The organism is Caballeronia sp. INML3B, from assembly GCF_023631305.1.
GTDB classification, from domain to species: Bacteria; Pseudomonadota; Gammaproteobacteria; order Burkholderiales; family Burkholderiaceae; genus Caballeronia; species Caballeronia turbans.
Genome location: NZ_JALQDI010000006.1, coordinates 36,810 through 62,170, shown reverse-complemented (window position 1 = coordinate 62,170; position 25,361 = coordinate 36,810). Strand labels below are relative to the sequence as shown.

General features: G+C 62.7%; 30 protein-coding genes, 1 tRNA gene and 1 pseudogene. 19 read left to right on the top strand and 13 right to left on the bottom strand.

Annotated features, from left to right (window positions below):
• Window positions 1-3 precede the first annotated feature (3 nt).
• Window positions 4-246, bottom strand: a complete 243-nt coding sequence (locus tag NCS58_RS05865; protein WP_061120116.1) for a hypothetical protein — start codon at window positions 244-246, stop codon at window positions 4-6.
• Window positions 247-331: 85 nt separating this feature from the next.
• On the opposite strand from NCS58_RS05865, the gene NCS58_RS05860 reads away from it, so the two are divergent.
• Window positions 332-556, top strand: coding sequence for a hypothetical protein (locus NCS58_RS05860; protein ID WP_061120117.1), 225 nt, complete (start codon window positions 332-334; stop codon window positions 554-556).
• Between the two features lie 63 nt (window positions 557-619).
• On the opposite strand, the gene NCS58_RS05855 is transcribed toward NCS58_RS05860, so the two are convergent.
• On the bottom strand, window positions 620-1,240 hold the full coding sequence (locus NCS58_RS05855; protein WP_250538107.1) for a DUF2968 domain-containing protein: 621 nt from the start codon (window positions 1,238-1,240) through the stop codon (window positions 620-622).
• 412 nt (window positions 1,241-1,652) lie between these two features.
• Window positions 1,653-2,225 (bottom strand): hypothetical protein, encoded by a 573-nt coding sequence (locus tag NCS58_RS05850; protein WP_061120119.1) that lies wholly within the window; start codon window positions 2,223-2,225, stop codon window positions 1,653-1,655.
• Window positions 2,226-2,463: 238 nt separating this feature from the next.
• Between NCS58_RS05850 and NCS58_RS05845 the strand changes: the two genes are divergently transcribed.
• Both NCS58_RS05845 and NCS58_RS05840 read left to right on the top strand, forming a co-directional pair.
• On the top strand, window positions 2,464-2,739 hold the full coding sequence (locus tag NCS58_RS05845) for a hypothetical protein (protein WP_061120159.1): 276 nt from the start codon (window positions 2,464-2,466) through the stop codon (window positions 2,737-2,739).
• Window positions 2,740-2,894: 155 nt separating this feature from the next.
• Window positions 2,895-3,386: a hypothetical protein gene (locus NCS58_RS05840; RefSeq protein ID WP_250538106.1), complete on the top strand. Its 492-nt coding sequence runs from the start codon at window positions 2,895-2,897 to the stop codon at window positions 3,384-3,386.
• Window positions 3,387-3,397: 11 nt separating this feature from the next.
• On the opposite strand, the pseudogene NCS58_RS05835 reads toward NCS58_RS05840, so the two are convergent.
• Window positions 3,398-3,775: pseudogene (locus NCS58_RS05835) on the bottom strand (inorganic phosphate transporter); the annotation flags it as partial.
• Window positions 3,776-3,892: 117 nt separating this feature from the next.
• Between NCS58_RS05835 and NCS58_RS05830 the strand changes: the two are divergent.
• The 3 genes from NCS58_RS05830 (at window position 3,893) to NCS58_RS05820 (ending at window position 5,262) form a co-directional block, all read left to right on the top strand.
• The gene (locus NCS58_RS05830; protein WP_250538105.1) at window positions 3,893-4,369 is read left to right on the top strand and encodes a hypothetical protein; all 477 of its coding nucleotides are present in this window, start codon (window positions 3,893-3,895) and stop codon (window positions 4,367-4,369) included.
• Window positions 4,370-4,489: 120 nt separating this feature from the next.
• Window positions 4,490-4,867, top strand: coding sequence for a hypothetical protein (locus NCS58_RS05825; RefSeq protein WP_250538104.1), 378 nt, complete (start codon window positions 4,490-4,492; stop codon window positions 4,865-4,867).
• A gap of 98 nt (window positions 4,868-4,965) precedes the next feature.
• Window positions 4,966-5,262, top strand: a complete 297-nt coding sequence (locus NCS58_RS05820) for a hypothetical protein (RefSeq protein ID WP_061120124.1) — start codon at window positions 4,966-4,968, stop codon at window positions 5,260-5,262.
• A 495-nt stretch (window positions 5,263-5,757) separates the two neighbouring features.
• Here the strand turns inward: NCS58_RS05820 and NCS58_RS05815 are convergent.
• The 4 genes from NCS58_RS05815 to acs all read right to left on the bottom strand — a co-directional run bounded on the left by NCS58_RS05815 (window position 5,758) and on the right by acs (window position 10,295).
• Window positions 5,758-5,847: transfer RNA gene (locus NCS58_RS05815), tRNA-Ser, on the bottom strand.
• Window positions 5,848-5,890: 43 nt separating this feature from the next.
• Window positions 5,891-7,915 carry a sodium:solute symporter family protein gene (locus tag NCS58_RS05810; protein WP_250538103.1) on the bottom strand — a complete coding sequence of 675 codons (2,025 nt, stop codon included), beginning with the start codon at window positions 7,913-7,915 and terminating at the stop codon, window positions 5,891-5,893.
• Complete coding sequence (locus NCS58_RS05805) at window positions 7,912-8,235, bottom strand: DUF4212 domain-containing protein (RefSeq protein WP_061120126.1); 324 nt, start codon at window positions 8,233-8,235, stop codon at window positions 7,912-7,914. The genes NCS58_RS05810 and NCS58_RS05805 overlap by 4 nt, the downstream gene beginning before the upstream one ends.
• A 77-nt stretch (window positions 8,236-8,312) precedes the next feature.
• Window positions 8,313-10,295 (bottom strand): acetate--CoA ligase, encoded by a 1,983-nt coding sequence (acs, locus tag NCS58_RS05800; protein WP_250538102.1) that lies wholly within the window; start codon window positions 10,293-10,295, stop codon window positions 8,313-8,315.
• A gap of 333 nt (window positions 10,296-10,628) precedes the next feature.
• On the opposite strand from acs, the gene NCS58_RS05795 reads away from it, so the two are divergent.
• The 9 genes from NCS58_RS05795 (at window position 10,629) to NCS58_RS05755 (ending at window position 18,144) form a co-directional block, all read left to right on the top strand.
• Window positions 10,629-11,555 carry a DMT family transporter gene (locus NCS58_RS05795; RefSeq protein WP_250538101.1) on the top strand — a complete coding sequence of 309 codons (927 nt, stop codon included), beginning with the start codon at window positions 10,629-10,631 and terminating at the stop codon, window positions 11,553-11,555.
• 169 nt (window positions 11,556-11,724) lie between these two features.
• Window positions 11,725-12,312 (top strand): TIGR00645 family protein, encoded by a 588-nt coding sequence (locus NCS58_RS05790; RefSeq protein ID WP_061120128.1) that lies wholly within the window; start codon window positions 11,725-11,727, stop codon window positions 12,310-12,312.
• Window positions 12,313-12,361: 49 nt separating this feature from the next.
• Window positions 12,362-13,885, top strand: coding sequence for a fumarate hydratase (locus NCS58_RS05785; RefSeq protein ID WP_250538100.1), 1,524 nt, complete (start codon window positions 12,362-12,364; stop codon window positions 13,883-13,885).
• Window positions 13,886-14,089: 204 nt separating this feature from the next.
• On the top strand, window positions 14,090-14,566 hold the full coding sequence (gene bfr / locus NCS58_RS05780; protein ID WP_014190999.1) for a bacterioferritin: 477 nt from the start codon (window positions 14,090-14,092) through the stop codon (window positions 14,564-14,566).
• A gap of 4 nt (window positions 14,567-14,570) precedes the next feature.
• Window positions 14,571-15,452 carry a glutamate racemase gene (gene murI / locus NCS58_RS05775; RefSeq protein ID WP_250538099.1) on the top strand — a complete coding sequence of 294 codons (882 nt, stop codon included), beginning with the start codon at window positions 14,571-14,573 and terminating at the stop codon, window positions 15,450-15,452.
• A gap of 174 nt (window positions 15,453-15,626) precedes the next feature.
• On the top strand, window positions 15,627-15,863 hold the full coding sequence (locus tag NCS58_RS05770) for a bacterioferritin-associated ferredoxin (protein WP_250538098.1): 237 nt from the start codon (window positions 15,627-15,629) through the stop codon (window positions 15,861-15,863).
• Window positions 15,864-16,191: 328 nt separating this feature from the next.
• Complete coding sequence (locus NCS58_RS05765; protein WP_250538097.1) at window positions 16,192-16,923, top strand: energy transducer TonB; 732 nt, start codon at window positions 16,192-16,194, stop codon at window positions 16,921-16,923.
• A gap of 34 nt (window positions 16,924-16,957) precedes the next feature.
• Window positions 16,958-17,704: a MotA/TolQ/ExbB proton channel family protein gene (locus tag NCS58_RS05760; RefSeq protein ID WP_061120133.1), complete on the top strand. Its 747-nt coding sequence runs from the start codon at window positions 16,958-16,960 to the stop codon at window positions 17,702-17,704.
• Window positions 17,705-17,721: 17 nt separating this feature from the next.
• Window positions 17,722-18,144 carry a biopolymer transporter ExbD gene (locus NCS58_RS05755; protein WP_061120134.1) on the top strand — a complete coding sequence of 141 codons (423 nt, stop codon included), beginning with the start codon at window positions 17,722-17,724 and terminating at the stop codon, window positions 18,142-18,144.
• A gap of 326 nt (window positions 18,145-18,470) precedes the next feature.
• Here the strand turns inward: NCS58_RS05755 and NCS58_RS05750 are convergent, their stop codons facing one another.
• Entirely contained in the window at window positions 18,471-19,433 is a 963-nt protein-coding gene (locus NCS58_RS05750) for a LysR family transcriptional regulator (protein ID WP_061120135.1), read from the bottom strand.
• 166 nt (window positions 19,434-19,599) lie between these two features.
• On the opposite strand from NCS58_RS05750, the gene NCS58_RS05745 reads away from it, so the two are divergent.
• From NCS58_RS05745 to hemP, 4 genes are all read left to right on the top strand, one after another.
• Complete coding sequence (locus NCS58_RS05745) at window positions 19,600-20,472, top strand: pirin family protein (RefSeq protein WP_250538096.1); 873 nt, start codon at window positions 19,600-19,602, stop codon at window positions 20,470-20,472.
• 134 nt (window positions 20,473-20,606) lie between these two features.
• Window positions 20,607-21,005, top strand: coding sequence for an OsmC family protein (locus NCS58_RS05740; protein ID WP_250538095.1), 399 nt, complete (start codon window positions 20,607-20,609; stop codon window positions 21,003-21,005).
• A 40-nt stretch (window positions 21,006-21,045) separates the two neighbouring features.
• The gene (locus NCS58_RS05735; protein WP_250538094.1) at window positions 21,046-21,534 is read left to right on the top strand and encodes an SRPBCC family protein; all 489 of its coding nucleotides are present in this window, start codon (window positions 21,046-21,048) and stop codon (window positions 21,532-21,534) included.
• A 145-nt stretch (window positions 21,535-21,679) separates the two neighbouring features.
• Window positions 21,680-21,928, top strand: coding sequence for a hemin uptake protein HemP (gene hemP / locus NCS58_RS05730; RefSeq protein WP_250538093.1), 249 nt, complete (start codon window positions 21,680-21,682; stop codon window positions 21,926-21,928).
• 295 nt (window positions 21,929-22,223) lie between these two features.
• Here the strand turns inward: hemP and NCS58_RS05725 are convergent, their stop codons facing one another.
• The 4 genes from NCS58_RS05725 to NCS58_RS05710 form a co-directional block, all read right to left on the bottom strand.
• Window positions 22,224-22,637, bottom strand: coding sequence for a heme-binding protein (locus tag NCS58_RS05725; protein WP_061120140.1), 414 nt, complete (start codon window positions 22,635-22,637; stop codon window positions 22,224-22,226).
• 38 nt (window positions 22,638-22,675) lie between these two features.
• Window positions 22,676-24,079, bottom strand: a complete 1,404-nt coding sequence (locus NCS58_RS05720; RefSeq protein WP_250538092.1) for a 4Fe-4S binding protein — start codon at window positions 24,077-24,079, stop codon at window positions 22,676-22,678.
• Complete coding sequence (locus tag NCS58_RS05715; protein ID WP_061120142.1) at window positions 24,076-24,927, bottom strand: FTR1 family protein; 852 nt, start codon at window positions 24,925-24,927, stop codon at window positions 24,076-24,078. The genes NCS58_RS05720 and NCS58_RS05715 overlap by 4 nt, the downstream gene beginning before the upstream one ends.
• A gap of 67 nt (window positions 24,928-24,994) precedes the next feature.
• Window positions 24,995-25,327 (bottom strand): cupredoxin domain-containing protein, encoded by a 333-nt coding sequence (locus tag NCS58_RS05710; RefSeq protein ID WP_061120143.1) that lies wholly within the window; start codon window positions 25,325-25,327, stop codon window positions 24,995-24,997.
• Window positions 25,328-25,361: the final 34 nt, after the last annotated feature.

Here is a 25,361-nt window from a genome sequence, read left to right as displayed (position 1 = left end):
CGTTCAATCGCGCGGACGCTCTCCGACTTGAATGTCGATGTTTTCGGTCTCGTCCATCAGCGCGCGCAGGACGTCGCCCGCGAAGTCCTCGATGGCGAAGTGCCATTCGAGCGAGCCGACCGGGAAGTCGTTGGGACTGCACTTGCCCTGCGCACGTCGAATCGCACCCACCGAGAGGCTCAGCGCGCGTGCGTGCTGAAAGTGTGGGTCGTCCGAGTCGAGGAACGGGAATTGATCTTTATCCATGACACCCTTAACGGTCCCGGCCGATGAAACTTTAGGCCAGCCTTGAACGCGCAATCGTTTGCGCACGTTTCGGCTTGAAGACGCCATGCAACCCTATCGAAATCTAGCCGGCAATTCGGGCGTCGAAGCATTCGACATCCTGCGCGACGGCATCAAGGTGCGCTTTGTCAGCGGCGGGACATACTTGTATGACTATCGCGTGCCCGGTCGCACGCGCGTCGAGGAAATGAAGCAACTCGCCCGCGCCGGACGCGGGCTCAGCACATACATTGCGAAGTTCGTTGCGGAGTATGCCGAAAGAATCGACTAGCTGCACGAAGGGGCGATTCTACGCGAGATCGGAACGTTTTCTTCGGATGAATCTGACGGAATGTCACCGTATGGGCGGCAGATGCGGCACGCTCTCGTTGATGGTCGCATCGAGTTGATGACGTTGGCGCTGTAGTTTGTTTAGTTGCGTCTGCGCGGCGACGCGTCGCCCGTCCAGTTGCGCGAGCGCCTTGCGCACTTCCTGCTGCTTGAGCGCGACTTCCTGATCCTGCTCGCCGCCTCGATGCAGATCGACACGCACGCGTTCGATCTGTGCCTCGGACTCCGCAATGAGACGCGAGAACTGCTCGTTCTGGGCCTCGAGATGCGCGCGCCGCATTTCGGCGTCGGCAAGACGCATTGCCTGTTCAACGAAATGCCGGAACGCCGGCTCCGCCGCGTCGATGTCGCCGGCCTTGAGCACCCGCCAGACGGCGCCCTCGTGATACAGCACGGCGTAATAAATCAGCTCGCGCGGATAAAACATCAGACTCGCGGAATATCCAAAGCTCTGAAACGTGCGAAACGTCGAAAGCGAGCCTTGCTGAACGAGCCATTCGACCTCGGCGAGTTGCGCAGCTTGCAACGCCTGCTTGCCGGATTGCTGAAGCGGAACCGCGGCAGGCCGCAGCGGCGTCACGCGCGTCGAAGACGGGGCTAACGGGACCTCTTCGTTCTTGGGCATGTCTTCCGCGTGAATTTCAGGCGCGGGGAAGCGGATTGGATTGTGCGCTTTCTGGCGCACCAGAAACGATGGCGCATTGTCGAGCAAGCTCCCTCTTCTGCTCAGCAGACTCTTCACGATGGCTCCCTGGCAGATCCATTTTCAGGACCCGCCGTCATGCAGTGACCTTGGCGGAAAACAGGACCGCAACATGTGTTATTCGAGTTTCCTGAATGCAGAACGCGATTATTCTGCATGACGAACGACGGCCATTAGTTTTCGATCCAGTAAGCCGTCGAATGAAGTATAGGCAATACCCCCGCCGTTTCAAACGAAGTGCACTGAAACGCCGATGCGGTATGCGGGTCCGACAAGTAATACATCATAAAACCTAAAGCGACGAAATCAGAACGCGACGAATAATGGCCGAACTTCACGAGTGACGATAAGACGCCTGCGTGCCGCTCATTCTCAACTTTGCGATCTGGGCGGAGCGCGCTTTCGACATCAGCGCGACCATGCGCATGATCCTGATGCCCTGTATGCCGCACGCAATGCCCGGCGTATTGGCGACCCGGGATTCCAGCGTGCCCATCACGCCGTGCAGGTCGATGATCGGGGCGGGCGTGCCGGCTCTGCCAGTGGCCACGAAAGACTTCTGCACGGGCGCACGAGGCACCTGCGGCTCCGGTCGATTTTCCGTGAAGAAGTCGGAAAGAACAGCGGGCGTTTCGAAACGATGCGTTCCTTCGTCGCGATCCTGAAAAAATTTGTGAATCGATTCGAGATAGTGAATCGGCGCCTGCTCCGCGCGCCGGGCAATTGCCGCGCAGCGTTGCAGTTTCCAGTTTTCTCGCTGGCTGACCGACGCGATCAAATCCGCGATACGGATACGCAACTCCGCCTCGCGGCGCGTGATCAACGCGCCCACCATCTGCGCTTCTTCGCCCGACGGTTCGGGCAAACGATCGCGCCATTCCAGTAAATCGTTCAATGTGATCGACATGAAATACTCCGTGGCGTTCAGCCCTTTGAGTCGGATTCAGTGAGTTCGAGATTGTTTGGATCGCGAATTGTAATAGACCGCGCCCTTGATTGCCTGTTGAATATGCTATCCGTTTATCGGCCTTTATCGTCGTTTCAGACATAAATAAGGACAATCCTAATGCGACTTCAGCGCGGCACGTTCGATGCTAACAAGAATGCAAGCGGCGCGACTGGCGCCGACCTCAAAGGAGACGGATATGAGAACCCCCATGATGATCGCCGGCGCGCTTCTCGCGCTCGCCAGCACTGCGGCGCTTTCGCAGGAAATGTCACGCGATCAGTTGATGCAGCGCCAGCAGCAAATGCAGCCAGGCAAGAGCGAGCCGATGCCGAGTCCGCGCACGGGCGATGCGTCGCAAGGCGGCGTGCAGTCCGGCACATCGGGCAGCGGCACGCTCATGCAGCAACGCGAACAAGGCATGTCGCCGAATCAGTCGCAGGGGTCGCAATCGACCGGGACGATAAAGCAATAACCCGGCAGATGTTTTTGTCCACGACGCCGGCCGCGCGCCGGCGCTTTTGCGGGGACGCGGTCCACTGTCCGGGCGACCCGCGTTCCCCCGTGCGACCGGGAATGCGCGCCTAAAAACCGTATATACTGTTTTCTCCACACATGAGGAGAAAACGGATGAGTACACCGCAAGTCAAGGCACCGACCAGGAAGGCGTTCCCTTCCCCGAACCGCGCCGCTGACAAGACCGAGGCTCCCGGGAAAGTGGACAAAAACGCAGGCAAGAAAACGCATACAAAGGCCGCCGCGACGCCGAAGACCACGAAGAAACCACCCGCGAAAGCGCCCGCCGCAAAGCCGGCCGCGAAGACCTCTTCGGTCGAAGCCGCCGCAGCGAAGAAGACCGTCGAGAGTCAGCCCAAGTCCGACGCAAAACCCAGACGCGTGAAAAAGGAAAAGGTCGTGCGCGACAGCTTCACGATGCCTAAATCGGACTACGCGAAGATCGCCACGCTCAAGGAGAAGTGTCAGAAGAACGGCGTGCGCGTGAAGAAGAGCGAACTTCTGCGCGCCGCGCTGGCTATGCTCGACGCCGCGCCCGAAAAGCGTCTCGTCGAAGCGATCAAAGCGCTCGAAACGGTCAAGACCGGCCGCCCTGCGAACGCCTGAACGTCCAGGCCTCAGAAGAGATGTCGGAAGGCCCAGTAAAGGCCGGCCGCCAGCGCGATCGAGGCCCGGAGCCTCAACACCCACGCGAGCACGAGGCTGCGCACAGTGCTCCATTGCAGCTCCGACCCGTTGGCGGCCATCGTCCCCGCGACGCCCGAAGACAGCACGTGCGTCGTCGAGACCGGCAGGCCGCAGGCATCCGCCGCGCCAATCGTTAGCATCGCCACCATTTCAGCCGACGCGCCCTGCCCGTACGTCAAATGCTGCTTGCCGATCTTCTCGCCGACGGTTACGACGATGCGCTTCCAGCCGACCATCGTGCCGAGGCCGAGCGCGATCGCCACCGCGACCTTCACCCACGTGGGAATGAACTTCGTTGCGTGATCGACTGCAATTTCGTCGCCGCTTCTTTGATGCCGCGCAATGTTATGACGATGCCCGCGCTCGAGCACCGGCGCGAAAAGCTCGAGCAGGCAACGATGACGCAACTGCTCGCGGCGCAGGCCGTGCTTGTGCGACTCCACGACGTGCCCGCGGGCGAGGCAGCGTTGCGGCGTGTCGCGCCGGCGCTGCAAGACAAGGACGCCGTCGACGAAGCGGTGCGCTGGCTCGACAAGACAGCCCGCGACGAATCGCGCGCGGCGCTCAGGCGCCTGCGCTCGCTGCCTCGTTCGGCCTCGCGCGCCGTCCTTTCGTCCATCTCCGCGCGGCGGCTGCGCCCCCTCCATCCGGCGGCCGCCGTCATCGGGGTTTCGCGGTTGCCGAAGCATCGGCATCCTGAGCGGATGGCTGTCGCGCAGGGCGACGCCTTCCGTCATCGATACCCGCAAAGGAGCTTCGCCATGTACTTCGGGACACTGGTCACGTCGGCGCGTGACGATCGAGAAAACGCGACCTGGCAGCGCGACATGGATGCGTCGCGCGTCGTCGCGCCGGGCCGCTGGCGCGCTTTCTGGCGTACGCTCGTGCGACGCTTTGCGTGAGCAATCGCATACGAAGGTAAAGGATCGTCGCGCGCAGGGGTAATAGGATTCGTCCGAGCGTTTTTTACCGCTGAAGCCGCTTAAATGCAGCCCTTCTGTTCTTTGCAAGAGACTCACAAGATGAAGGAACTGCAGATTTCCGTCGACGCAAACGGCTACGTCACGCTTTCGCAATCGGTGCAGATCAGCGAGCATTGCGCCAACCGCGCCCGGCTGCTCATGTCGCTCGTGAATATCGTTTCGGCGCCCGGCGGTTTCGAACAACTCTGCTCGTATCCCGAATCGATGCGCCGCGACATTCTGAATCTGATGCGTTCGGTCGCGGAGGAGCAGTTGCCGCTCATCGCCGCCCTCGAGGAACACGCGGCGAAATCGGGCTATGAGCGAGGCGCCCAAGCCGCGCGCGAAGTTCTGATTCACGAGGCGCAGGCCGCGAACGCCGCCTTGCACTACGACGCCGAAAACCAGACCGCTCAGATGATCATGACCTCGCACTGAGCTTTTTTCACCTCGCTCGCGTGTCGCCAGGGACGCGAACGGGATCGATCCGATGCCGGTGCCCCGCACGGGCTTTTCCTCTACACCGGGCACACGGCATGCCGCGCCTGCACCGTTTCGCGATGCCGTACCGTCAAACCAACATCACAGCCATGCGAACACCCAGCATTATCCTGATACCGGTCGCCGTGGCGCTCTTTTCGAGCGCCGCACCCGCCAGCGCGCGATACACCGAGCACTGGGTATCCAGCGCGGAAGTCGTCCGCAACCCGCAAAAGTCTGTTGCACCGCAGAAAATCAAGCACACGGCGCACAAGGCACCCGTTCAGACCGCAGTGAACACACCGGACGACGATCCGATTGCGGCGTTCGCCCGGAAACCGGCGCGCCGCTGAGTCGTACCGCGGCTGAAAGGTTCGTCGCTCACATAACGCGACTAATCCGATTCCTTTCTTCCCCGCATCGACTATCCTTCTGAATGTCGTAAGAGGTGGGTTGCATGGGCCGCTGCGCCCTGCCATGTGCGAGAGTTCATCGAGCATTATTAGAGGCGCAGCCATACCGGCGCCCACTACTCTTACGACATCGATTTTCGGCCTTTCTCTCTTTCCCCCAGTCCTTGTCAATACGCGTGCCCGCCTTGCTATGACCGCGCGCGCCGTTCGTCTTGCGTAGTTATCCGAATTTTTGAATTATCAAGTGAGTCGTCGATAATGCGCGCTCGCAGATGCGGGGACGAGCCAAGAAAACGATGAAAGTGGGCGGGGTTGCAGGTGGGAACCAAGCGAACGCTGCTGTGCTGATGGGTCGCGTCTGTGTTCGCGTTTGGCTTATGCACATCGAAATCAATGCGCGTTAAAAAGCCCTTGATGATCAAGGGCTTAAGATTCTGGCGGAGAGAGGGGGATTCGAACCCCCGATAGGTTTTACCCTATACACGCTTTCCAGGCGTGCGACTTAAACCACTCATCCATCTCTCCGGAAGACCGCGATTATACCAACTTCCCGCGCGTGCGCCAGCCCCTATGGATGACGAATGTAATCGACGAGCGCGCGCGTGTACGCATCGGGCTTGCGGTCCAGAAGACTGACCGCGATCGCCACCGCGAACCCCGCCGGCACGCCGAATACGCCCGAACTGATCGGCTCGATGCCGAACCAGCGTGGCCCCGCGAAACCCGTCAGCTGCACGAAGAACGGATACGTCGACACGATGTAGTACACGCACACGACGAGCCCCGCAATCATCCCCGCGACGACGCCGCGCTGCGTCGTCCGCTTCCAGAACACGCCGAGCACGAGCGCCGGGAAGAGACTCGACGCCGCAAGAGAAAACGCCGCGCCGACGAGAAACAAAATGTTGCCCGCATTGAGCGACGCCACATACGAAGCCAGCAAAGCCACGCCCAGCAGCAGAATCTTGGAGATCGTCACGCGCCGCTGGCTGGTTGCGTGGCGATCGACCATGCAGTAGTAAACGTCGTGCGACAGCGCGTTGGCGATCGTGAGCAGCAGGCCGTCCGCCGTCGAGAGCGCGGCCGCCAGCGCGCCCGCCGCGATCAGGCCGGAGATCACATACGGCAATCCGGCAATCTCGGGCGCCGCGAGCACCACCATGTCCGGCTGCATCTGGATGCCGGCCCAGCGCACGATGCCGTCGCCGTTCACATCGCTGATACGGATCAGATACGGCTCCACGCGCCGCCACTGCGTGACCCACTGCGGCAGATCCGCGAAGCGATGACCGACCAGTCCCGTCAAGATCTCGTGCTTGATCAGCACGGCGAGCACCGGCACCGTCAAATAAAAGAGCGCGACGAAGAACAGTGTCCAGCCGACCGAACGCCGCGCAGACGAGACCGACGTCGTCGTGTTATAGCGCGTCAGGATGTGGGGCAGGCTCGCCGTGCCGATCGACAGGCACAAGAGCAGCGACAGGAAGTTCACCTGATGCACGCGCGGACTTTCATCGACGGAAGAGCCGGGCGCGAACGCCTCGGTCATCGGCACGGGCGCGGCGACGCGATCGATCAGCGAGTCGCGTTCGCGCGACCATTTGGCTTGCGCATCGGCGGGATCGCGCGGAAACGCCGCGAGCTCGCGCTCACGCTCGTTGATCTCGCGCAGCGGGCTGTTGTGCCGCCGCAATTCGGCAATCTCGGCAACGAGCCGCGCATGCTCGTCGTGGAACGACCGCGGCAACGCGTCGATGCGCTGCTGAATCCGCGCAGCCTGACGCTGATAATCGGCACGCACGCGCGCTTCCTCGGGTGAGACGGCGACGGCCCGCTCGAGCGCTTCGACGCGCTCCATCACGCGCCCATAGTTGAATTGCGGAAACCAGCCCAGCCCTTCGCGATGGGCGATCATCGACACCGGAATCAGCATCGCGCTGATGAGGATGATGTATTGCGCGACCTGCGTCCATGTCACCGCGCGCATCCCGCCCAGAAACGAGCACACGAGAATGCCCGCGAGGCCGCAGAAGATGCCGATCGAAAACTCGATGCCGATGAAGCGCGACGCGATCAATCCGATGCCCTGGATCTGCGCGACCAGGTACACGAACGAACAGAGAATCGCCGCGACCGCCGCGAGCGCGCGCACGAGATTGCTGGAGAAGCGCGTGCCGAGAAAATCGGGGATCGTGTAGCGCGCGAGCTTGCGCACGTAGGGCGCGAGCAGGAACGCGACGAGGCAGTAGCCGCCCGTCCAGCCCATCACATAGGCGAGGCCATCGTAGCCGCTCGCGTAGATCGAGCCCGCCAGACCGATGAACGACGCGGCCGAGAGCCAGTCCGCGGCGGTCGCCATGCCATTGAACGCGGACGGCACGCGCCGCCCGGCCACATAGTATTCGACGAGATCGGACGTGCGCGACAGGAGTCCGATCACCGCATACACCGCGATCGGCACGAACAGGAACACGTAGCCGATCCACATGCCCGGCCCCGTCGTGCGCTCGATGCGCTCCATCAGGAAGATGAAAAGCAAAAAACCGAGCGTATAGAGCGCGTAGGAAAGGATGAGCCGGTTCGTGAGCTTCATGCCGCGTCGCCCTGTTCCGATCGGGCGGCGCGCAGCAAACGCGCATCGGCGACTTGCATCAGCACGATATAGACGAGGATCAGCGCGACATAGACGAGAATCGCGCCCTGCGCGCCGAAGTAGAACGGCAGCGGAAAGCCCGCAACGCGCGCGTGCTGGAAACGCTGCGCGAAAAGCGGCACGCCGAAGGAGACGACGAAGCCGATCGTCATCAGCACGGCAATCAGCGCGACGTTGAAACGCCAGTAGCGTCGATGCGCGCGCGCCATCGCCGCCGATACGGGCGGCGGTGCGGCGGGCGTCGGGGAGAAATCGGACATGCGGCTTTTTAACAAAACCGCATGGCATCGGCAATAAGGATCGACCGCGCCCGCATCGGGCAGCGGCCGTCGCGAGATCAGCGCGCTTCGCCGAGCTGATCGAGGATGGCGGGGTTTTCCAGCGTCGACACGTCCTGCGTGATTTCCTCGCCCTTCGCGAGCGAGCGCAAGAGGCGACGCATGATCTTGCCCGAGCGCGTCTTCGGCAGGTTCTCGCCGAAGCGGATGTCCTTCGGCTTCGCAATCGGGCCGATTTCCTTGCCGACCCAGTTGCGCAACTCGGTCGCGATCTGCTTCGCTTCGTCGCCCTCCGGACGCGTGCGCTTCAGCACGACGAACGCGACCACGGCTTCACCCGTCGTATCGTCCGGCCGGCCGACGACCGCCGCTTCCGCGACCATCGGATTGGCGACCAGCGCCGACTCGATTTCCATCGTGCCGAGGCGGTGACCGGAGACGTTCAGCACGTCGTCGATACGGCCCATGATCGTGAAGTAGCCGGTCTGCTTGTCGCGCACCGCGCCGTCGCCGGCGAGATACAGCTTGCCGCCGAGTTCCTCGGGGAAGTAGCTCGTCTGATAGCGCTTCGGATCGCCCCAGACGTTGCGCAGCATGGACGGCCAGGGGCGCTTCACGACCAGAATGCCGCCCTGCCCGTTCGGCACGTCCTGGCCGGTCTCATCGACGATCGCCGCCATGATGCCCGGCAACGGCAGCGTGCACGATCCCGGCACGAGCGGCGTCGCGCCCGGCAGCGGTGTGATCATGTGGCCGCCGGTTTCGGTCTGCCACCATGTATCGACGATCGGGCATTGCCCCTTGCCGACGTTCTCGTGATACCACATCCACGCTTCCGGATTGATCGGCTCGCCCACGGTGCCGAGAATGCGCAGCGTCGACAGGTCGAAACTCTTCGGATGCACCTTCTCGTCCGCTTCCGACGCCTTGATGAGCGAGCGGATGGCCGTGGGCGCCGTGTAGAAGATCGTGACCTTGTGGCGCGCGATCATCTCCCAGAAACGGCCCGCGTGCGGATATGTCGGCACGCCTTCGAACATCACCTGCGTCGCGCCGATCGCGAGCGGTCCATAGGCAATGTAGCTGTGCCCGGTAATCCAGCCGATATCCGCCGTGCACCAGAAGACATCGCCCGGTTTCATGTCGAAGGTCCACTTCATCGTCTGCGCGGCCCACAGCAGGATGCCCGCCGTGCTGTGCTGCACGCCCTTGGGCTTGCCCGTCGAACCCGACGTATAGAGGATGAAGAGCGGATGCTCCGCGCTCACCCACTCCGGCTCGCACTTCGCCGGTTCGTTCTCGACGAGCTCGTGCAGCCACACGTCGCGGCCTTCGGTCCATGCGACCTTGCCGCCCGTGCGGCGATACACGATGACGTCCTTCACTTTCTCGCAGCCGCCCGCGGCGAGCGCTTCGTCGGCGATGCTCTTCAACGGCAGGGCCTTGCCGCCGCGCATCTGCTCGTCGGCGGTGATGAGCGCGACCGCCCCGACATCGACGAGACGTTCGTTGAGGGACTTCGACGAGAAGCCGCCGAACACGACCGAATGCGTGGCTCCAATGCGCACACACGCCTGCATCGCGACCACGCCTTCCACCGACATCGGCAGATAGATCACCACGCGGTCGCCTTTCTTGACGCCGCGCTTCTTGAGCGCATTGGCGAGGCGGCAGACGCGCTCGAGCAGCTCCTCGTAGGTGACGTTGGTGACAGTGCCGTCGTCGGCTTCGAAAATGATCGCGTTCTCGTTGCCACGCCCCGCTTCGACGTGACGGTCGAGACAGTTGTACGACGCATTGAGCTCGCCGTCCTCGAACCACGTGTAGAACGGCGCCTTCGATTCGTCCAGCACCTTCGTGAAGGGCTTGTGCCAGGCGAGCGTCTCGCGCGCGACGCGCGCCCAGAAGCCTTCGTAATCACGCTCCGCTTCCGCTACAAGCGCCTTGTAGGCGTCCATGCCGGAGATTGCCGCGCCCGCAGTTGCCTTGGCTGACGGCGGGAACACACGTTTTTCCTGAAGAACCGATTCGATCGCAGACATCGACAACCTCTCCTGATGGTGTTTCCAAAATCCGGCGGCGCGCACATCGCTGAATGGGTTGCGTGCGCCGCATGTTTATGAGGTTCGAACGCGGGATGCGCGCGGCGTTCCCGTGTCCGACCTTGTCTCCTTGAACCGTGCCGGGGCGGCACGAACAGCATGTCAGGTCACATTCGCGCGCCCATGACATCCTGCATTGATTTCAAGATAAGCCGTTGAACTTACCCGCTTCTTACGTGGCCGATCCAACGGGCACGGGGTATACACGGAGTCCGCGGGGCTTCTACAATGCGTCCCCACAATCGTAACTGAACTATGCGCGCGGTATCCAGCTTGAATCGCTACGCCCTCTTACTCATCGGCGCCATGCTGCTCGTCGGAAGCAACGTCGGCATCGGCAAGTCGATCGTCGCTTTCGTTCCCGTGCCGCTCTTCGCCCTGCTGCGCTTCGTGATTGCGCTGGCGGTGCTCTGGCCGCTCCTGCGCTGGTCGAAGATGAAGCGCGTCGCGCGCGGCGAGTGGATCAATCTTTTCCTGCAGGCGTTGTTCGGCACGTTCGGATTCACGTTGCTGATGCTCAACGGCGTCGCGCGCACGAGCGCGGTCGCGGCGGGCGTCATCACGAGCACGATCCCGGCCGTGGTCGCGCTCTTCGCGTGGATCTTCCTGAAAGAGAAGCCGGGCGGCCGCGCGCTCGCGTCGATCGGGCTGGCTATCGCGGGCGTGCTCGTCATCAACGTCGCTCAGGCCGGCGACACGGGCGCGAGCTCGTTGCCCGGCAATCTGATGGTGCTCGGCGCGGTGTGCTGCGAATCGCTTTACGTGATCCTGTCGCGCCGTCTCACGCAGACGCTGCCCGCCATCGACATCTGCGCGTACACGCACGCCATCGGTCTGCTGCTGATGCTGCCCGTCGTCGGATCGGGCGCGACCTCGCTCGCGCACTTCGACTGGGCCAGCGTCGCCTGGGACACGTGGGCGCTCGTCTTATGGTATGGACTCTCCGCCAGCGTCTTCTCCTTCTGGCTGTGGATGAAAGGCATACGTCACGTCGACGGCAGTCTCGCCGGCGTGTTCTGTGCCGTTCTGCCCGTCGCGGCGGCGCTCTACGGCATCGCTTTCCTCGACGAGCGGCCGACGCTCGCGCACGGCGTCGCGCTCGCGTGTGTCGTGACGGGCATCGCGCTCGCGAGCCTCAAACCGCGCTCCGCCGGCTCCGTGCCGCGGGAAACGGTCATTCAGGAACGGCTCAACCGTTAAGCGAATTCTGAAAGCTTTCGGCAGGCGCGCCGGGTGACGCGCTACAATAACGGGCTTCCTGACACCGCAATTGCGCTCAAGCGCGCGTTTGCCGGCGCATCGCACGTTTTGTTCGTCATATTCGCCTGTCATCGTGTCCGGTCCGACCTGCCTCGACTGAAAAGCCGCCATGTCCGCTCCCAAGCATTCTCCCGCCTCGCCCCCTCAGTCCGGCTCGATGAAAGTGCTGCCGAAAGTCATCTTCATGAGCCGCTGGCTCCAGGTGCCGCTCTACCTGGGCCTGATCGTCGCGCAAGGCGTCTACGTCGTGCTGTTCCTGAAGGAAGTGTGGCACCTCGTCACGCACGCAATGACGCTCGACGAAACCAACATCATGCTCGTGGTCCTCGGCCTGATCGACGTGGTGATGATCTCCAATCTGCTCATCATGGTGATCGTCGGCGGGTATGAGACTTTCGTGTCGCGCCTCGGCGTCGAAGGTCATCCCGACGAACCCGAGTGGCTCGATCACGTCAACGCGGGCGTGCTGAAAGTGAAGCTGTCGATGGCGCTCATCAGCATCTCGTCGATCCACCTGCTGAAAACCTTCATCAACCCTGACCAGCACACGTTCCACACGGTGTTGTGGCAGGTTGTCATCCACGTCGCGTTCCTCGTTTCCGCGCTCATCATGGCGTACGTCGACCGGCTGACCACGCACACGCATCCGAAGCACTTTCACAGCGAGACCATCGCGCCCCGAAGCGCGCTCGACTGAAGCGTCCGATAGAACGCACGCAAAAATTTCGTCCCCCAGAGCCCAAGCCATGACCGTCATCAAGCAGGAAGACCTGATTCAGAGCATCGCCGATTCGCTGCAATACATCAGCTACTACCATCCGCTCGACTACATTCAGGCGCTCGGCCGCGCCTACGAGCTGGAAGAGAGCCCCGCCGCGAAAGACGCGATCGCGCAGATCCTGACCAACAGCCGCATGTGCGCCGAAGGCAAGCGCCCGATCTGCCAGGACACGGGCATCGTCACGGTGTTCGTGAAAGTGGGCATGGATGTGCGCTGGGACGGCGCGACGATGTCGGTCACCGACATGATCAACGAAGGCGTGCGCCGCGGTTACCTGAACCCGGACAACGTGCTGCGCGCATCGATCGTGAGTCCGCCCGAAGGCGGCCGCAAGAACACGAAGGACAACACGCCGGCCGTGATCCACTACGAGATCGTGCCGGGCGACAAGGTCGACGTCCAGGTCGCGGCCAAGGGCGGCGGCTCGGAGAACAAGTCGAAGTTCGCGATGCTGAATCCGTCGGATTCGATCGTCGACTGGATTCTGAAGACCGTGCCGACGATGGGCGCCGGCTGGTGCCCGCCGGGGATGCTCGGCATCGGCATTGGCGGCACTGCTGAAAAGGCGATGGTCATGGCGAAGGAATCGCTGATGGACCCGATCGACATTCAGGACGTCATCGCGCGCGGACCGCAGGACTGGATCGAAGAATTGCGCGTCGAACTGCACGAGAAAGTGAACGCGCTCGGCATCGGCGCGCAAGGTCTCGGCGGCCTCGCGACCGTGCTCGACGTGAAGATCATGGCGGCGCCGACGCACGCGGCGTCGAAGCCCATCGCGATCATCCCGAACTGCGCGGCCACGCGCCACGCGCACTTCACGCTCGACGGCTCGGGCGCGGCGAAGCTCGAAGCGCCGCCGCTCGACGCATGGCCGAAGGTCACCTGGGCGCCGAACACGGAAACCAGCAAGCGCATCGATCTGAACACGCTGACGCCGGAAGAAGTCGCGTCGTGGAAGCCGGGTCAGACGCTGCTCCTGTCGGGCAAGATGCTGACGGGCCGCGACGCCGCGCACAAGCGCATCGCCGACATGCTCGCCAAGGGCGAAAAGCTGCCGGTGGATTTCACGAACCGCGTGATTTACTACGTCGGTCCGGTGGATCCGGTGCGCGACGAAGCCGTCGGCCCGGCGGGCCCGACCACGGCCACCCGCATGGACAAGTTCACCGAGATGATGCTCGCGCAAACCGGCCTCATCTCGATGATCGGCAAGGCCGAGCGCGGCCCGGTCGCGATCGAGGCGATCAAGAATCACAAGGCCGCGTATCTGATGGCGGTCGGCGGCGCGGCGTATCTCGTATCAAAGGCGATCCGCGAGGCGGAGGTGCTCGCGTTCGAAGACCTCGGCATGGAAGCGATCTATGAATTCGACGTGCAGGACATGCCGGTGACGGTCGCCGTCGATTCGACCGGCACGTCGGTCCACAAGACGGGCCCCGCAGAATGGCAGGCGAAGATCGGCAAAATTCCGGTCGCGACGGCTTGATTGCCGCTTGACGGCGGTTTGCCACCGCTACTGATGGGCACGAGCCGGGCGATCCACCCGGCTCTTTTCTTTGCAACGCCGCCAGCTGAGAAAGGTTTTCATTCCCGGTTTCATCGAAACAAAAAATTTCTTCTCAACCTTGGCATTGCCACGCTCAAGGTTTATCTTTTCAAAAGCCCCACGTTTAGAACAGGAATCAAAATCATGCAAGGCGACGCGAAAGTCATCGAATTTTTGAACGCGCAGTTGAAGAACGAACTGACCGCGATCAATCAATACTTCCTGCACGCCCGGATGTATCAGCACTGGGGCCTCGAGAAGCTGAACAAGCACGAGTACGACGAATCGATCGGCGAGATGAAGCATGCCGACTGGCTGATCCAGCGCGTGTTCATGCTAGACGGACTGCCGAATCTGCAGGACCTGCACAAGCTGCTGATCGGTGAAGAGACCAAGGAAATCCTCGAATGCGATCTGAAGCTCGAGCAGATTTCCCAGTCCACCTGCAAGGAAGCCATCGCGTATTGCGAGTCGGTGCGCGATTTCGTCTCGCGCGAAATATTCGAAAAGATCCTGCACGACACCGAAGAGCACATCGACTGGCTGGAAACGCAACTCGATCTGATCGACAAGGTCGGCATCCAGAACTACCAGCAGACCATGATGGGCGATCACGAGTAACCGCATGCCCGGCGCAGTGCCTTCCCAGAAGCCGAACGGGCGTGCCGCGTCAGACGCGAGCGCGCCGGTCGGCATTTTCGATTCCGGTCTCGGCGGGTTGTCGGTGCTTCGCGCCGTACGCGCGACGCTGCCGCACGAACGTCTGATCTACGTCGCTGATTCGCGCCACGCGCCCTACGGCGAGCGCGACGACGATTTCATCGTCGACCGCACGATGGCGATCGGCGAATGGCTCGTCGGGCAAGGCGCGAAGGCGCTCGTCGTCGCATGCAATACCGCCACCGCCCAGTCGATCGCGCTCGTGCGTGAGCGCCTGCCGATTCCGCTCGTCGGCGTCGAGCCGGGGGTGAAGCCCGCGGCGGCTGTGTCGAAGTCGCGTGTGGTCGGCGTACTCGCCACGGCCGTCACATTGCGCTCCCCGCGCTTTCAGTCACTGCTCGACCGGTACGCGGGAGATTGCCGGTTCATCTGTCAGGCGGGACATGGGCTGGTTCAGGCCGTCGAGCGTTGCGACACGTCGTCGCCCGCGCTGATGGCGCTGCTCGAAAGCTATCTCGCGCCCATGCTCGACGCCGGGGCGGACACGCTCGTGCTCGGCTGCACGCATTACCCTTTTCTCGATCGCGCGATTCGTGACATCGCCGGGGAGCGACTGCAGATCATCGATACGAGCGTGGCGATCGCTCGGCAACTCGATCGCCTGCTGGACGCGCATGCGCAGAAAAACGTGAGCACGCCACCCGAAACCCTGCCCCGCTTCTATTCCACCGCCGATGGCGCAACTCAGCGCCAGCTCGCCGCGGCCCTGCTTCAAATCGACGCGAAAGTCGAGCATGTGGATATCCCCTCGCGCCGAACGCGTCTCGCTGAACCCGACATCGTCTGAGGGTTTCCTCGCGCCGCGCTCTTTCACACGCGCGCTTTCGCCCGCCGGACAAGACGCCTGGCAATAAACCCGCCTACTTGCGCGCTGTGTTACAAAAAACACAGAACCCCGCTTGCAAAGCCGCGCATAACGAATGATAATAATTCGCATTAACGCAAGCTATCGCGAACGATCATGATTGTCTGTGTCTGCAAATCAGTGTCCGACCGAAAGATCCGCGCCGCTATCGCCGAGGGAGTGGACTCTTTCGACGAACTGCAATTCGAGCTCGGCGTGGCGCTGTGCTGCGGAAAATGCGAGCCGACCGTTCGCGACGTGATGGCAGAAAGCGGTGTGTGTTCGTCCCGCTGCGGGGTCGAGCAGCGCGAACACGTTGCACCCCTCACGTTCTACGAACGCCAGGCCGCCTGAAGCGTCCCGCGCGGCCGTGACGCAGCACTAACGACGGCGCCCGCGGCTTGTCCGGTCGCGCCGTCAAGTCGTTTTTTCTCGTCTCCAGCAAGCCAGGTTACCTTCGAACTTCCGGTCACTTCGAGCCAGCCGAGCAACCCCTTACCCCTGGAGGGAAAGATGGAACTGCTGATCGGTTTCGTGGCCACCCTGTTCATTTCCCTGCTGATTTTTCGAACATGACGTCGCTTGGTTTCTTTTGCACCGTGCCTGCGCTGTCGTTGGACTCCGAGTTGAAAGGCAGCCTCACCAGCAAGCATTCACGCAGTACCGCAGGCAGCCAATAACAATGCAGTCCCCGACCACCACTCCCGCCGCGTTTCAGACCGCGCCAGCCGCAAACGCCAATCCGCGCGTCGTCGCGGCGTGCGCCGCTGTCGTCATCATTCACGCCGCGCTTCTGGGCGTCGCGCTGACGATGCACCGCGAGCCGCTGCCGCGCCCGATCGAAGCCAAATCGATCACCGCCCAACTGATCAGCGAAACGCCGCAGCCCGCGCCGCAGCCGGTCGCCGTCGAAACGCCGCCGCCGCCGAAGCCGGTTCCGCAGCCCGTTCCGAAGCCGCAGCCCAAGCCGAAGGTCAAGCCGAAAGTCGAGCCGAAGCCCACGCCGATGCCGGTCGCCGAGGCGCCCTCGCAAATTGCCGCGCCTGCGCCCGAACCCACGCCGCCCGCCCCGCCGCAGCCCGCGCCGCAGCCCGCCGCGCCCGCCATCGGCAAGCCGAGCATGGATCTCGCCGCGCCGAAGAACGTCGCGCACCTCAGTTGTAACATCGCGCAGCCAGACTATCCGTCGATGTCCAGGCGCCGCGGCGAAACCGGCACGGCTGTCATCCGGCTGACGGTGGGGCTGTCCGGCAAAATCGAAAACGTCACGCTGCAAAAGAGCAGCGGTTCGTCGCGGCTCGACGACGCGGCGCTCGAGGCCGTACGCGGCAGCGCGTGCAGCCCCTATAAGGAAAATGGCGAAGCGATTCGCGCGACCGCCACGGTGCCATTCGTTTTCAGTCTGAACGACTGATCGATTTTTTTAGATACAGAGAAGGAACGGGAAAATGCAAAACTACGGGATTGCGCACGTCTGGGCGCAAGGCGACTTCGTGACGCGGGGCATCGCGCTCGCGCTCGTCATCATGTCGGTGCTTTCGTGGACGGTGATCATCGTGAAAGCATGGAATGTCGTGCGCCTGAAGCGCCTGACCAAGAACGCCGAACAGGCGTTCTGGCATTCCGACGACTTCAACGACGGGATCAAGAAGCTCGGCAGCCAGTCGTCCAGCCCCGCGGACAACCCGTTCCTCGCGCTCGCGCTCGCCGGACAGGAAGCCGCCGACCATCATCATCAGACGCAGCCGCATCTGCACGACCGCATGGACGTGTCGGATTGGATCACGCGCTGCCTCAAGGACGTGATGGATGAAGGCGTCGGCCGCATGCAGGCGGGTCTCGCGGTGCTCGCGTCGATCGGGTCCACGTCGCCGTTCGTCGGTCTTTTTGGCACCGTCTGGGGTATCTATCACGCGCTTCTGACGATCGGCGCGACAGGCCAGACGTCGATCGATCAGGTCGCGGGCCCCGTCGGCGAATCGCTCATCATGACCGCGTTCGGCCTCTTCGTCGCAATTCCGGCTGTGCTCGGCTACAACGCCCTCACCCGCGCGAACAAGGGCATCGTCACGAAGCTGAACCGCTTCGCGCACGGCCTGCACGCATTCTTCGTCACGGGCTCGAAGCTCTCGTCGACCAAGCGCGCGACGAACGCCTCGACAGACAGCCTGCGTCTCGCGACGCGCGCGTCGTAAGCGCGGAGGTTCGCATCATGGCCATGAGCCCTTTCGCCGGAGATGAAGACGACGGCATGATGAGCGAGATCAACATGACGCCGCTCGTCGACGTCATGCTGGTTCTCTTGATCATCTTCCTCGTCACGATCCCGGCCATGCATCACGCGGTGAAGATCGACCTGCCGCACGCGAGCAGCCAGCCGCAGGACGAGAAGCCCGCGCATGTAAATATCGCGATCAAAGCCGACGGCACGACGCTGTGGGACGATCAGCCGATCGACGAAGCGACGCTCGAGGCGCGCATCGCGCAGGCATCGCAGCAGAATCCGCAGCCGGAGATCCATCTGCGCGCGGACCGTCAGGTGGCCTACGAGAAAGTCGCCGATCTGATGTCGGCGGCGCAGGCCGGCGGACTCACGAAGATCGGTTTCGTCACAGAGCCGAAGAGCGGCAAGTAAGCGCTCGCGCAAGCCTCAAAGTAAAAGGCCTTCATCGTCAGATGAAGGCCTTTTTTCGTGCGCACTCGGCGCATTCGGGTGAGGCGGTCACTTTGGGTTCGAGTAGCCAGAACCGGAAGTCCCGTCACATGCGGCAGCCGTGGTCGACACGGACAGCGCAATCAACCCTATCAGGCTAACTATCAGAGCAGCCGTGAGTTTTCGCATAAGGAGCTCCTTAGCGAAGGGAGCTTCAATATACCGCTGCGACTGCTCGCCATCAATTGAATCTGACCATCGCAAACGCGCGCTTCAATGTCATAAACCAATGACAGACGCCGATGCGGTCAAACTGTTTCCCGTTCGGGCGCTTCCTGAACAGGACATTCTCCTGGGAAGCGCTGGCCGCTGCCGATCGACTCCACGAGAAAATCGACAAACGCGCGCACTGCCGGGACCATGCCCTGGCGCGACAGAAAGACTGCATAGAGTTGCGGCGACGGAAACGTCCAGCCCGGCATCACCGGCGAGAGTTGGCCCGTTCGCAGCGGCGCGCCGTACATCATTTCTGGCAGCGCCGCGATGCCGACGCCGCGCATCACGGCTTCACGGATCATCGACAGGTCCGCCGTGACGAGCCGCGGCTCGTGCTCGAACTCGTGGCGCGTGCCGTCAGGCGCGATCAGCCGGTAGACGTGGCGGCCATCGGCGGACGGCGTGTCGATCGTGTCGTATTGGGCGAGCTCGGCGGGCGTCATCGGCGGCGCATTCGACTTGAGCAGCGACGGCGCCGCGACGAGCATCTGCTCCGTGCGCCACAACGGCCGTGCGACGACGTTCGAGCTCGCGGGCGGCTCCGAGCGCACGCGCAGCGCCACATCGATCGCATCCTCGAACAGATCGACGACACGATTCGTCACGCGCAAAACGATGCGCACCTCCGGATAGCGATGCATGAAATCCGGCATCACCGCGGAGAGAAACGTCTGCGCGATCGTCACCGGCACGCTCACGCGCACCGTTCCGCGCGGCGAATCGCGCAGGCTTTGCACGACATTGACCGCCGCCTGCGCTTCCGCGAGCATCGCCTGACAGTGCTGGTAGAAAAGCTGTCCGGCTTCGGTCAGCGCGAGCTTGCGCGTCGAGCGTTGCAGCAGCCGCACGCCGAGCGACGCCTCGAGCTCGGACACACGCCGCGACAGTCGCGACTTCGAGATGCCGAGCACGCGCTCGGCAGCCGAAAATCCGCCGTGTTCGACCACGTGCGAGAAATACATCAGATCGTTCAGGTCATGCGAGTCGGCTTTCATGGTCGCTCGTTGAGGCTGGGAATTCGGATTGACGCGTTCGTTATCGCCAGCGCGACAATCCATTGCGCCGCAGCGTCTTTTACCGCGAAACGCGGCCCATATAATAGACCAGTGTTTCAAATTCATCGCTATTCCCTTACTTCTGTATCCGCGACGCGAGGCAACCATGTCCATCAGCCGCAGCATCGAACGCATCATTCCGGCGACCCGCACCATCGAAGGCGGCGGGTTCGTCGTGCATCGCCCGTTTCCGACCCGTCTTCTGATGGATTTCGACCCGTTCCTTCTCCTCGACGAGATGGGGCCCGCCGACTATGCGCCCGGCGAGGCGAAGGGCGCACCCGATCACCCGCACCGCGGCTTCGAAACCGTGACGTACATGCTCGAAGGCGAGTTCGGCCACAAGGATTCGGCGGGGCATTCGGGCACGCTGCGGCCCGGCGACGTGCAATGGATGACCGCCGGCGCGGGCGTCGTGCATAGCGAAATGCCGGCCGAGGAATTCACACGCCGCGGCGGCCGAGTACACGGCCTGCAGCTCTGGGTGAACCTGCCGCGCCGCGACAAGATGATCGCGCCGCACTATCAGGAGATTCCGTCGACGCAGATTCCCGTCGCGACGAGCGAAGACGGAAACGTCAGTGTGAAGGTCATTGCGGGCGAGGCACTCGGCGTGAAAGCCGCCATCGAAACGCGCACGCCGATCCTGTATCAGCACTTTTCGCTGAAGCCCGGCGCGAAGATGGAGTTAGCCGTGCCGCGCGATTACCGCGTGTTCGCCTATCCGCTGTCGGGCACGGCGCTGTACGGCCCGCAAAGCCAGCCGGTGCGTGCGCAGCAAATGGTGATCTTTCGCGACGACAGCGATACGATCGCACTCGCCGCCGGTGATGAGCCGGTCGAGCTCCTGCTGATCGGCGGCGTGCCGCTGAAGGAGCCGGTCGTGCGCTACGGCCCCTTCGTGATGAACACCGAGGACGAAATCCGTCAGGCCGTGGTGGACTTTCAGGCAGGCCGGATGGGCGCGATCACGCACTGAGCGCCGTCGCCCACGTACTGGAGCGGAATCAACGAGACGGTGCGGCATGAACGGACACATTGCGTCACAATGACCGTTCTTGCCGCACCGTTTTCGTCATTCTTGCAGTCCCCTATTACAACGAGGAGCAACGCATGGCCGGACCTTCCGTGACCGCCGACATCGGCAATATCGACTATCAAGTCCGCCTCGCGGATGGCACACACGCGTGGATCGCCGACGAGCCGGCCAGCATCGGCGGCGGCGACACTGGCCCGGAACCAGCTTCACTGCTGCTCGCGAGCCTCGGCGCGTGCACGTCCATCACGCTGAAGATGTACGCGAAGCGCAAGGAATGGCCGCTGGAAGCCGTCCACGTCGAGTTGTCGATGAAAAGCACCGCGGAAGGCACGAACATCGATCGCCGCATCGCGCTTAAGGGCGCGTTGTCCGATGAACAGCGGGAACGGCTCTTGCAAATTGCCAATGCGTGCCCGATGCACAAGGTCCTGTCCGGCGCGATTCGCATCGACTCCGGGCTCACGCCGCAGTGATGCGTCGCAGGCACCACGAACGTCCAAGGAAACCGTCGTCTTGAATTTCGAACACCTTATCCAGATCAACGATCCGCTCAACCCGCTCGTCGAGTCGCTCACGCCCGAACAGCTTTGGGAAGGGCTCGTCCTGCGTGCGGAGCAGCCGCAGTTGTTCGTGCTGGGGCTGGATAGCTGCGACATCCTCTCGCGCGATGGCGACACGATGGAGCGCGAGCTGCACTACGGCCAGGCCACCGTGCGCGATCGGGTGACGCTCACGCCCGGTTCGAGCGTGCGCTATGACATCCTGCCGACTGCGGAGTACGTCGGCGGCTCGCTCACAATGGCCATCGAGCAGCCTGACGCGCTTCAGCTATTCCTGCGCTTCACCTACAGCACGACGCTGCCCGAGAACGAGAACGCGACGCCCGACGAGCGTCAGACGCAGGAGATTGTGAAGTCGGCTTATCGCGAATCGGATATCGATACCGTGCGGCTGATTCGCCAGTTCGTGCACGCGCGCAAAGACGAACGCCCGCTGCATTGAGCGTTTCTCCGACGCGGCAGCGACTGTGTCGCTGCTGCATCGAGATTGCCTATCGAGTTTTGCGCTTCAATCGGAAAGTCTGTTTGCAAATAGGAATAGTTATCATTTACTATAGGCCATCGAATCAACGAACGCACATTCCGACATGACTGACACGCCGCGATCCTCCACGCTCAGGCTGCGCCGCCCGGCTGTCCGCGACGCCGCGATCACCCGCCCTAAAGCGACCACCGTGACTACGGTTCACGTTGCCCACGCAGCGGACAGCAATGGCGAACGCTCGCTCAGGAGCGACGCGCTGCTGCAGGGACGCAGCCATGTGAGCATCGTGCATAACGGGGAGACCTATCAGTTGCGCGCGACACGTCTGGGCAAACTGATCCTGACGAAGTAAGGCGGCAGTCAGGCAAGAACAGCGTTACTACCGGGTATTGTGGGGACCACCTCGCCAAGAGGTGTTTGGCCTTAGCCAGCGAGGACGACTTGCACGCGAGAATTTAGACCCCTTCGTGCAAACACCAGCCAGTCGTCGATAGCAAGCGAAGCCGCTTTTTTTGGTTCCCGCGCTTGTGCGATATGCCTCTCAGGCATGCCACGCAAATGATGATCGAGCAAACGGCACGCGCTTCCACGGAAGGCGTGCCGTTTTCGTTTGCCGCGACTGATGGAAGGAAGCGCGCTGCCGCCGATCAGACGTTCTCGATGCCCAGCGCCGCGATGCCCGCCTTCGCGATCTGTGCATCCTGATCCGACTTCACGCCCGACACGCCCACTGCTCCGACGATATCCGCGCCCACGAAGATCGGCACGCCGCCTTCGAGCATCGCGGTCATGGGCGCGCTGAGAAATGCCGTGCGGCCCTGCTTGATGGTGTCTTCGTAGACCTTGGTCTCACGGCGGCCGAGCACGGCGGTGCGCGCCTTGCCCGTCGCCATCTCGGCGGTGCTCGCGCCCGCCCCGTCGAGACGATGCAGATGCAGCAGATGTCCGCCATCGTCGACGATCGCAATCGTCACGTTCCAGTTGTGCTCCCTGGCATGCGCCTCGGCGGCGGCGGCCATGGTCTTGACGTCTTCGTCGGTCAGTACGGGTTTGGTTCTCACTTCTCGCTCTCGTTGCCGCACGTGACGGCGTGGACGGTTTATCGGGTGAAGCCCCAGAACATCAGGTACCACGCGCTGTCCGCGACGGCCAGCGCCGAGACAAACCATACCATCGCAAGGACGCGGGAACCAAGCGTCGACGTGTAGCGGTTCGTCACGCGCCACGCGAGCCACGCGCTCCAGAGATTCGCCGCGCCGAGCAAACCGAGGCGCAGCCCCGGCACCCACCACAACGGCAAATGCTCGGCACGCAAGAGCGACACCGTCGTCGCGGAAAGGCCGAGAAACACGCCGACACCCGCAATCGGGATCAGCGCGAGCGTCAGATGGTGCAGGCGCGTCGCGTTCATCTTGCCGAGCATGCGCGTGCTCATCGCGAGGAGCGCGAGCAACGCCGTGCCGTACACGATCCCCGTTGCGACGATATAGCCGATGACCATCGTCCCGTCGAGCCACGAGAAGACGTCGTTCTGCTCAGGGTAGTGCGTGAACAGGAACCACGGCGCGGTTGTATCGAGCGGCCAGAGAATGTTGCGATCGATCAGCCACGCGGCGAGATATTGCGTCAGGTCGACGAACCACGTGCTCACCGTCCAGTGGAACGCGCCGATCGCGATACCGAGCAGGCCATACAGAATCAGCGCGGTGTCCCACGGATTCGCGGCCTTGTCGCCGAGCTTCACGATTTCTTCCGACGGCGAGCGCCACGTGAGAGCGATTGCATCGCGATGGCCGCTGCATCGTCCGCACATGTGGCAGTCGGCCGCGCCCTTCATGTTGCGCAGCGGGACGAGCGGTGCGCAGTTGATCGGAATGACGCGATGCCCGTGCTCGCCCTCTTTGTACGAGCGGCGCCACGCGTCTTCGCTGACCTTGTAGTGGAACGGCGCGAGCCGCGCGAGCAGCGAGAACACGCCGTTCACCGGGCACAGATACTTGCACCACACGCGCTTCTCGCGGCCATACAGCACGCCGATGATCATCGCGCCCACGGTCGAGCCGCCAAGCACGAGCAGCACCGCTTTCGGATACTGATAGACGCTGACCATCTGGCCGTAGATGGTCGTCAACCCGAACGCGACGAACGGCCAGCCGCCCCAGCGCATCCAGCGCGGAATTGCCCAGCCGCGGCCGAACTTGCTCGCGAACTCGGACAGCGCGCCCTCGGGACACAGCACGCCGCACCAGACGCGGCCGAGCATCACCATCGAAAGCAGCACGAACGGCCACCAAATGCCCCAGAACACGAACTGCGCGGCGAGCGTGAGATTGCTCCAGAGATGCGCGGAGCCGTCGGGTAGCGGCATCACGGCGGGCACGACGATCAGAAATGCATATACGGCCACGACGACCCACTGGATCATGCGGATCGCACTGCCGTGACGTTGCATCCAGTGGCCGACTTGTTGCAGGCGGCCCGGTCTAGGCATTACAGAGCTCATGCTGGACGGCTCGCCGCCTTTTGTTTCTGCGCCATCTGGCTGTTCGAATGGCGCATGAGGAGATAGATGACGATCCAGTACACGGCATACGCAACGAGGTTCATGCCTGCCGGATGCGCGCGATAACCGGTGAGCGTCGCGACGAGCGAACCGAAGGTACTCGAATCGTCGAGCAGCCACGACGTGTTCCACACCTGATTGACGATGACCGGCAGCACTTCCATGTCGATCAGCTTGTCGACGCCCGTCTCGAAGAGGCCCGCAGCGAGGAACAGCAGCATGATTTCGGTGACGCGGAAGAACGAGCGCCACGAGAAGATCTTGCCGCCGAGCTGCAGCACATAGAAGGTCAGCAGCGCGAGGCCGAAGCCGATGATGATGGCGACATACTGCGACACGTCGACGTGCCCCGACTGGCCGAACCCGACGCCGTAGAGGAACACGGCGGTTTCGCTCCCCTCACGCGCGATCGCGAGTGCGACGAGCAGCGCGATGCCCCACCAGTGCCCGTCCTGCGTGCTCTTTTGCAGCGACGATTCCATGTCGCGCTTGAGCGTGCGGCCGTGGCGCTTCATCCACAGAACCATCTGCACGATCAGCACGCACGCGACCAGCACCATCGCGGTCTGGAAATAATCCTGCGCATTGCCCGACAGCACTTCCGTGAAGCCGATCAGCGCCGCGCCCAGCGCCACGGCCGCGAGCAGACCGATGATGACGCCGGCCCAGAGATAAGGCAGGCCACGGCGCGCCTGATGGTCGCCGTTCTTCAGCCACGCGTAGAGAATGCCGACGACGAGCAACGCCTCGACGCTCTCCCGCCACACGATGAAAAGTACCTGCCCCATTCCAAACCTCCAGCAATTCCAATTCGATCGGCCGCGCGCGACATCACGTCTCGTGCCGGCACGGCGGTTACTTCGCGACGATCACGCCCTGCGCGGTCTGATGAAAGTCGTCGAAGAACTTGTATTCGCCCGGGTCCAGCGGCGCGATCACGACGAACGAATCGGCGCCCGGCGCGAGCACTTTTTCCTTGCGCAACTGCACGCTTTCGAACTCGGCTGCGCCCTTGCCGATGTTGTGCACTTCGATCTTGATGCGCTGCCCCGCCGGCACCTCGATACGCGCCGGGTTGAGCTTGCCGTCGTTCATTTCGAGCTTGAACGTCGGCAGGTCGGCGGCGAATGCGATCCCGGAGGCGAACACGGACATCGCGAGCGCGGCCACCTGAATTTTCAGTTTCATGCGTACTTCCTGAAGATGAGTGCGCCCGGACCGG

What these genes read in the sequence shown, in the direction of transcription:
- bfr (WP_014190999.1), top strand. Translation starts at nt 14,090, where the DNA reads ATGCAAGGCGACGCGAAAGTCATCGAATTTTTGAACGCGCAGTTGAAG.
- NCS58_RS05785 (WP_250538100.1), top strand. Translation starts at nt 12,362, where the DNA reads ATGACCGTCATCAAGCAGGAAGACCTGATTCAGAGCATCGCCGATTCG.
- NCS58_RS05720 (WP_250538092.1), bottom strand. Translation starts at nt 24,079, where the DNA reads ATGAGCTCTGTAATGCCTAGACCGGGCCGCCTGCAACAAGTCGGCCAC.
- acs (WP_250538102.1), bottom strand. Translation starts at nt 10,295, where the DNA reads ATGTCTGCGATCGAATCGGTTCTTCAGGAAAAACGTGTGTTCCCGCCG.
- hemP (WP_250538093.1), top strand. Translation starts at nt 21,680, where the DNA reads ATGACTGACACGCCGCGATCCTCCACGCTCAGGCTGCGCCGCCCGGCT.
- NCS58_RS05845 (WP_061120159.1), top strand. Translation starts at nt 2,464, where the DNA reads ATGAGAACCCCCATGATGATCGCCGGCGCGCTTCTCGCGCTCGCCAGC.
- NCS58_RS05740 (WP_250538095.1), top strand. Translation starts at nt 20,607, where the DNA reads ATGGCCGGACCTTCCGTGACCGCCGACATCGGCAATATCGACTATCAA.
- NCS58_RS05850 (WP_061120119.1), bottom strand. Translation starts at nt 2,225, where the DNA reads ATGTCGATCACATTGAACGATTTACTGGAATGGCGCGATCGTTTGCCC.
- NCS58_RS05840 (WP_250538106.1), top strand. Translation starts at nt 2,895, where the DNA reads ATGAGTACACCGCAAGTCAAGGCACCGACCAGGAAGGCGTTCCCTTCC.
- NCS58_RS05755 (WP_061120134.1), top strand. Translation starts at nt 17,722, where the DNA reads ATGGCCATGAGCCCTTTCGCCGGAGATGAAGACGACGGCATGATGAGC.
- NCS58_RS05715 (WP_061120142.1), bottom strand. Translation starts at nt 24,927, where the DNA reads ATGGGGCAGGTACTTTTCATCGTGTGGCGGGAGAGCGTCGAGGCGTTG.
- NCS58_RS05760 (WP_061120133.1), top strand. Translation starts at nt 16,958, where the DNA reads ATGCAAAACTACGGGATTGCGCACGTCTGGGCGCAAGGCGACTTCGTG.
- NCS58_RS05745 (WP_250538096.1), top strand. Translation starts at nt 19,600, where the DNA reads ATGTCCATCAGCCGCAGCATCGAACGCATCATTCCGGCGACCCGCACC.
- NCS58_RS05770 (WP_250538098.1), top strand. Translation starts at nt 15,627, where the DNA reads ATGATTGTCTGTGTCTGCAAATCAGTGTCCGACCGAAAGATCCGCGCC.
- NCS58_RS05750 (WP_061120135.1), bottom strand. Translation starts at nt 19,433, where the DNA reads ATGAAAGCCGACTCGCATGACCTGAACGATCTGATGTATTTCTCGCAC.
- NCS58_RS05790 (WP_061120128.1), top strand. Translation starts at nt 11,725, where the DNA reads ATGTCCGCTCCCAAGCATTCTCCCGCCTCGCCCCCTCAGTCCGGCTCG.
- NCS58_RS05765 (WP_250538097.1), top strand. Translation starts at nt 16,192, where the DNA reads ATGCAGTCCCCGACCACCACTCCCGCCGCGTTTCAGACCGCGCCAGCC.
- NCS58_RS05865 (WP_061120116.1), bottom strand. Translation starts at nt 246, where the DNA reads ATGGATAAAGATCAATTCCCGTTCCTCGACTCGGACGACCCACACTTT.
- NCS58_RS05825 (WP_250538104.1), top strand. Translation starts at nt 4,490, where the DNA reads ATGAAGGAACTGCAGATTTCCGTCGACGCAAACGGCTACGTCACGCTT.
- NCS58_RS05860 (WP_061120117.1), top strand. Translation starts at nt 332, where the DNA reads ATGCAACCCTATCGAAATCTAGCCGGCAATTCGGGCGTCGAAGCATTC.
- NCS58_RS05820 (WP_061120124.1), top strand. Translation starts at nt 4,966, where the DNA reads ATGCCGCGCCTGCACCGTTTCGCGATGCCGTACCGTCAAACCAACATC.
- NCS58_RS05710 (WP_061120143.1), bottom strand. Translation starts at nt 25,327, where the DNA reads ATGAAACTGAAAATTCAGGTGGCCGCGCTCGCGATGTCCGTGTTCGCC.
- NCS58_RS05810 (WP_250538103.1), bottom strand. Translation starts at nt 7,915, where the DNA reads ATGAAGCTCACGAACCGGCTCATCCTTTCCTACGCGCTCTATACGCTC.
- NCS58_RS05855 (WP_250538107.1), bottom strand. Translation starts at nt 1,240, where the DNA reads ATGCCCAAGAACGAAGAGGTCCCGTTAGCCCCGTCTTCGACGCGCGTG.
- NCS58_RS05805 (WP_061120126.1), bottom strand. Translation starts at nt 8,235, where the DNA reads ATGTCCGATTTCTCCCCGACGCCCGCCGCACCGCCGCCCGTATCGGCG.
- murI (WP_250538099.1), top strand. Translation starts at nt 14,571, where the DNA reads ATGCCCGGCGCAGTGCCTTCCCAGAAGCCGAACGGGCGTGCCGCGTCA.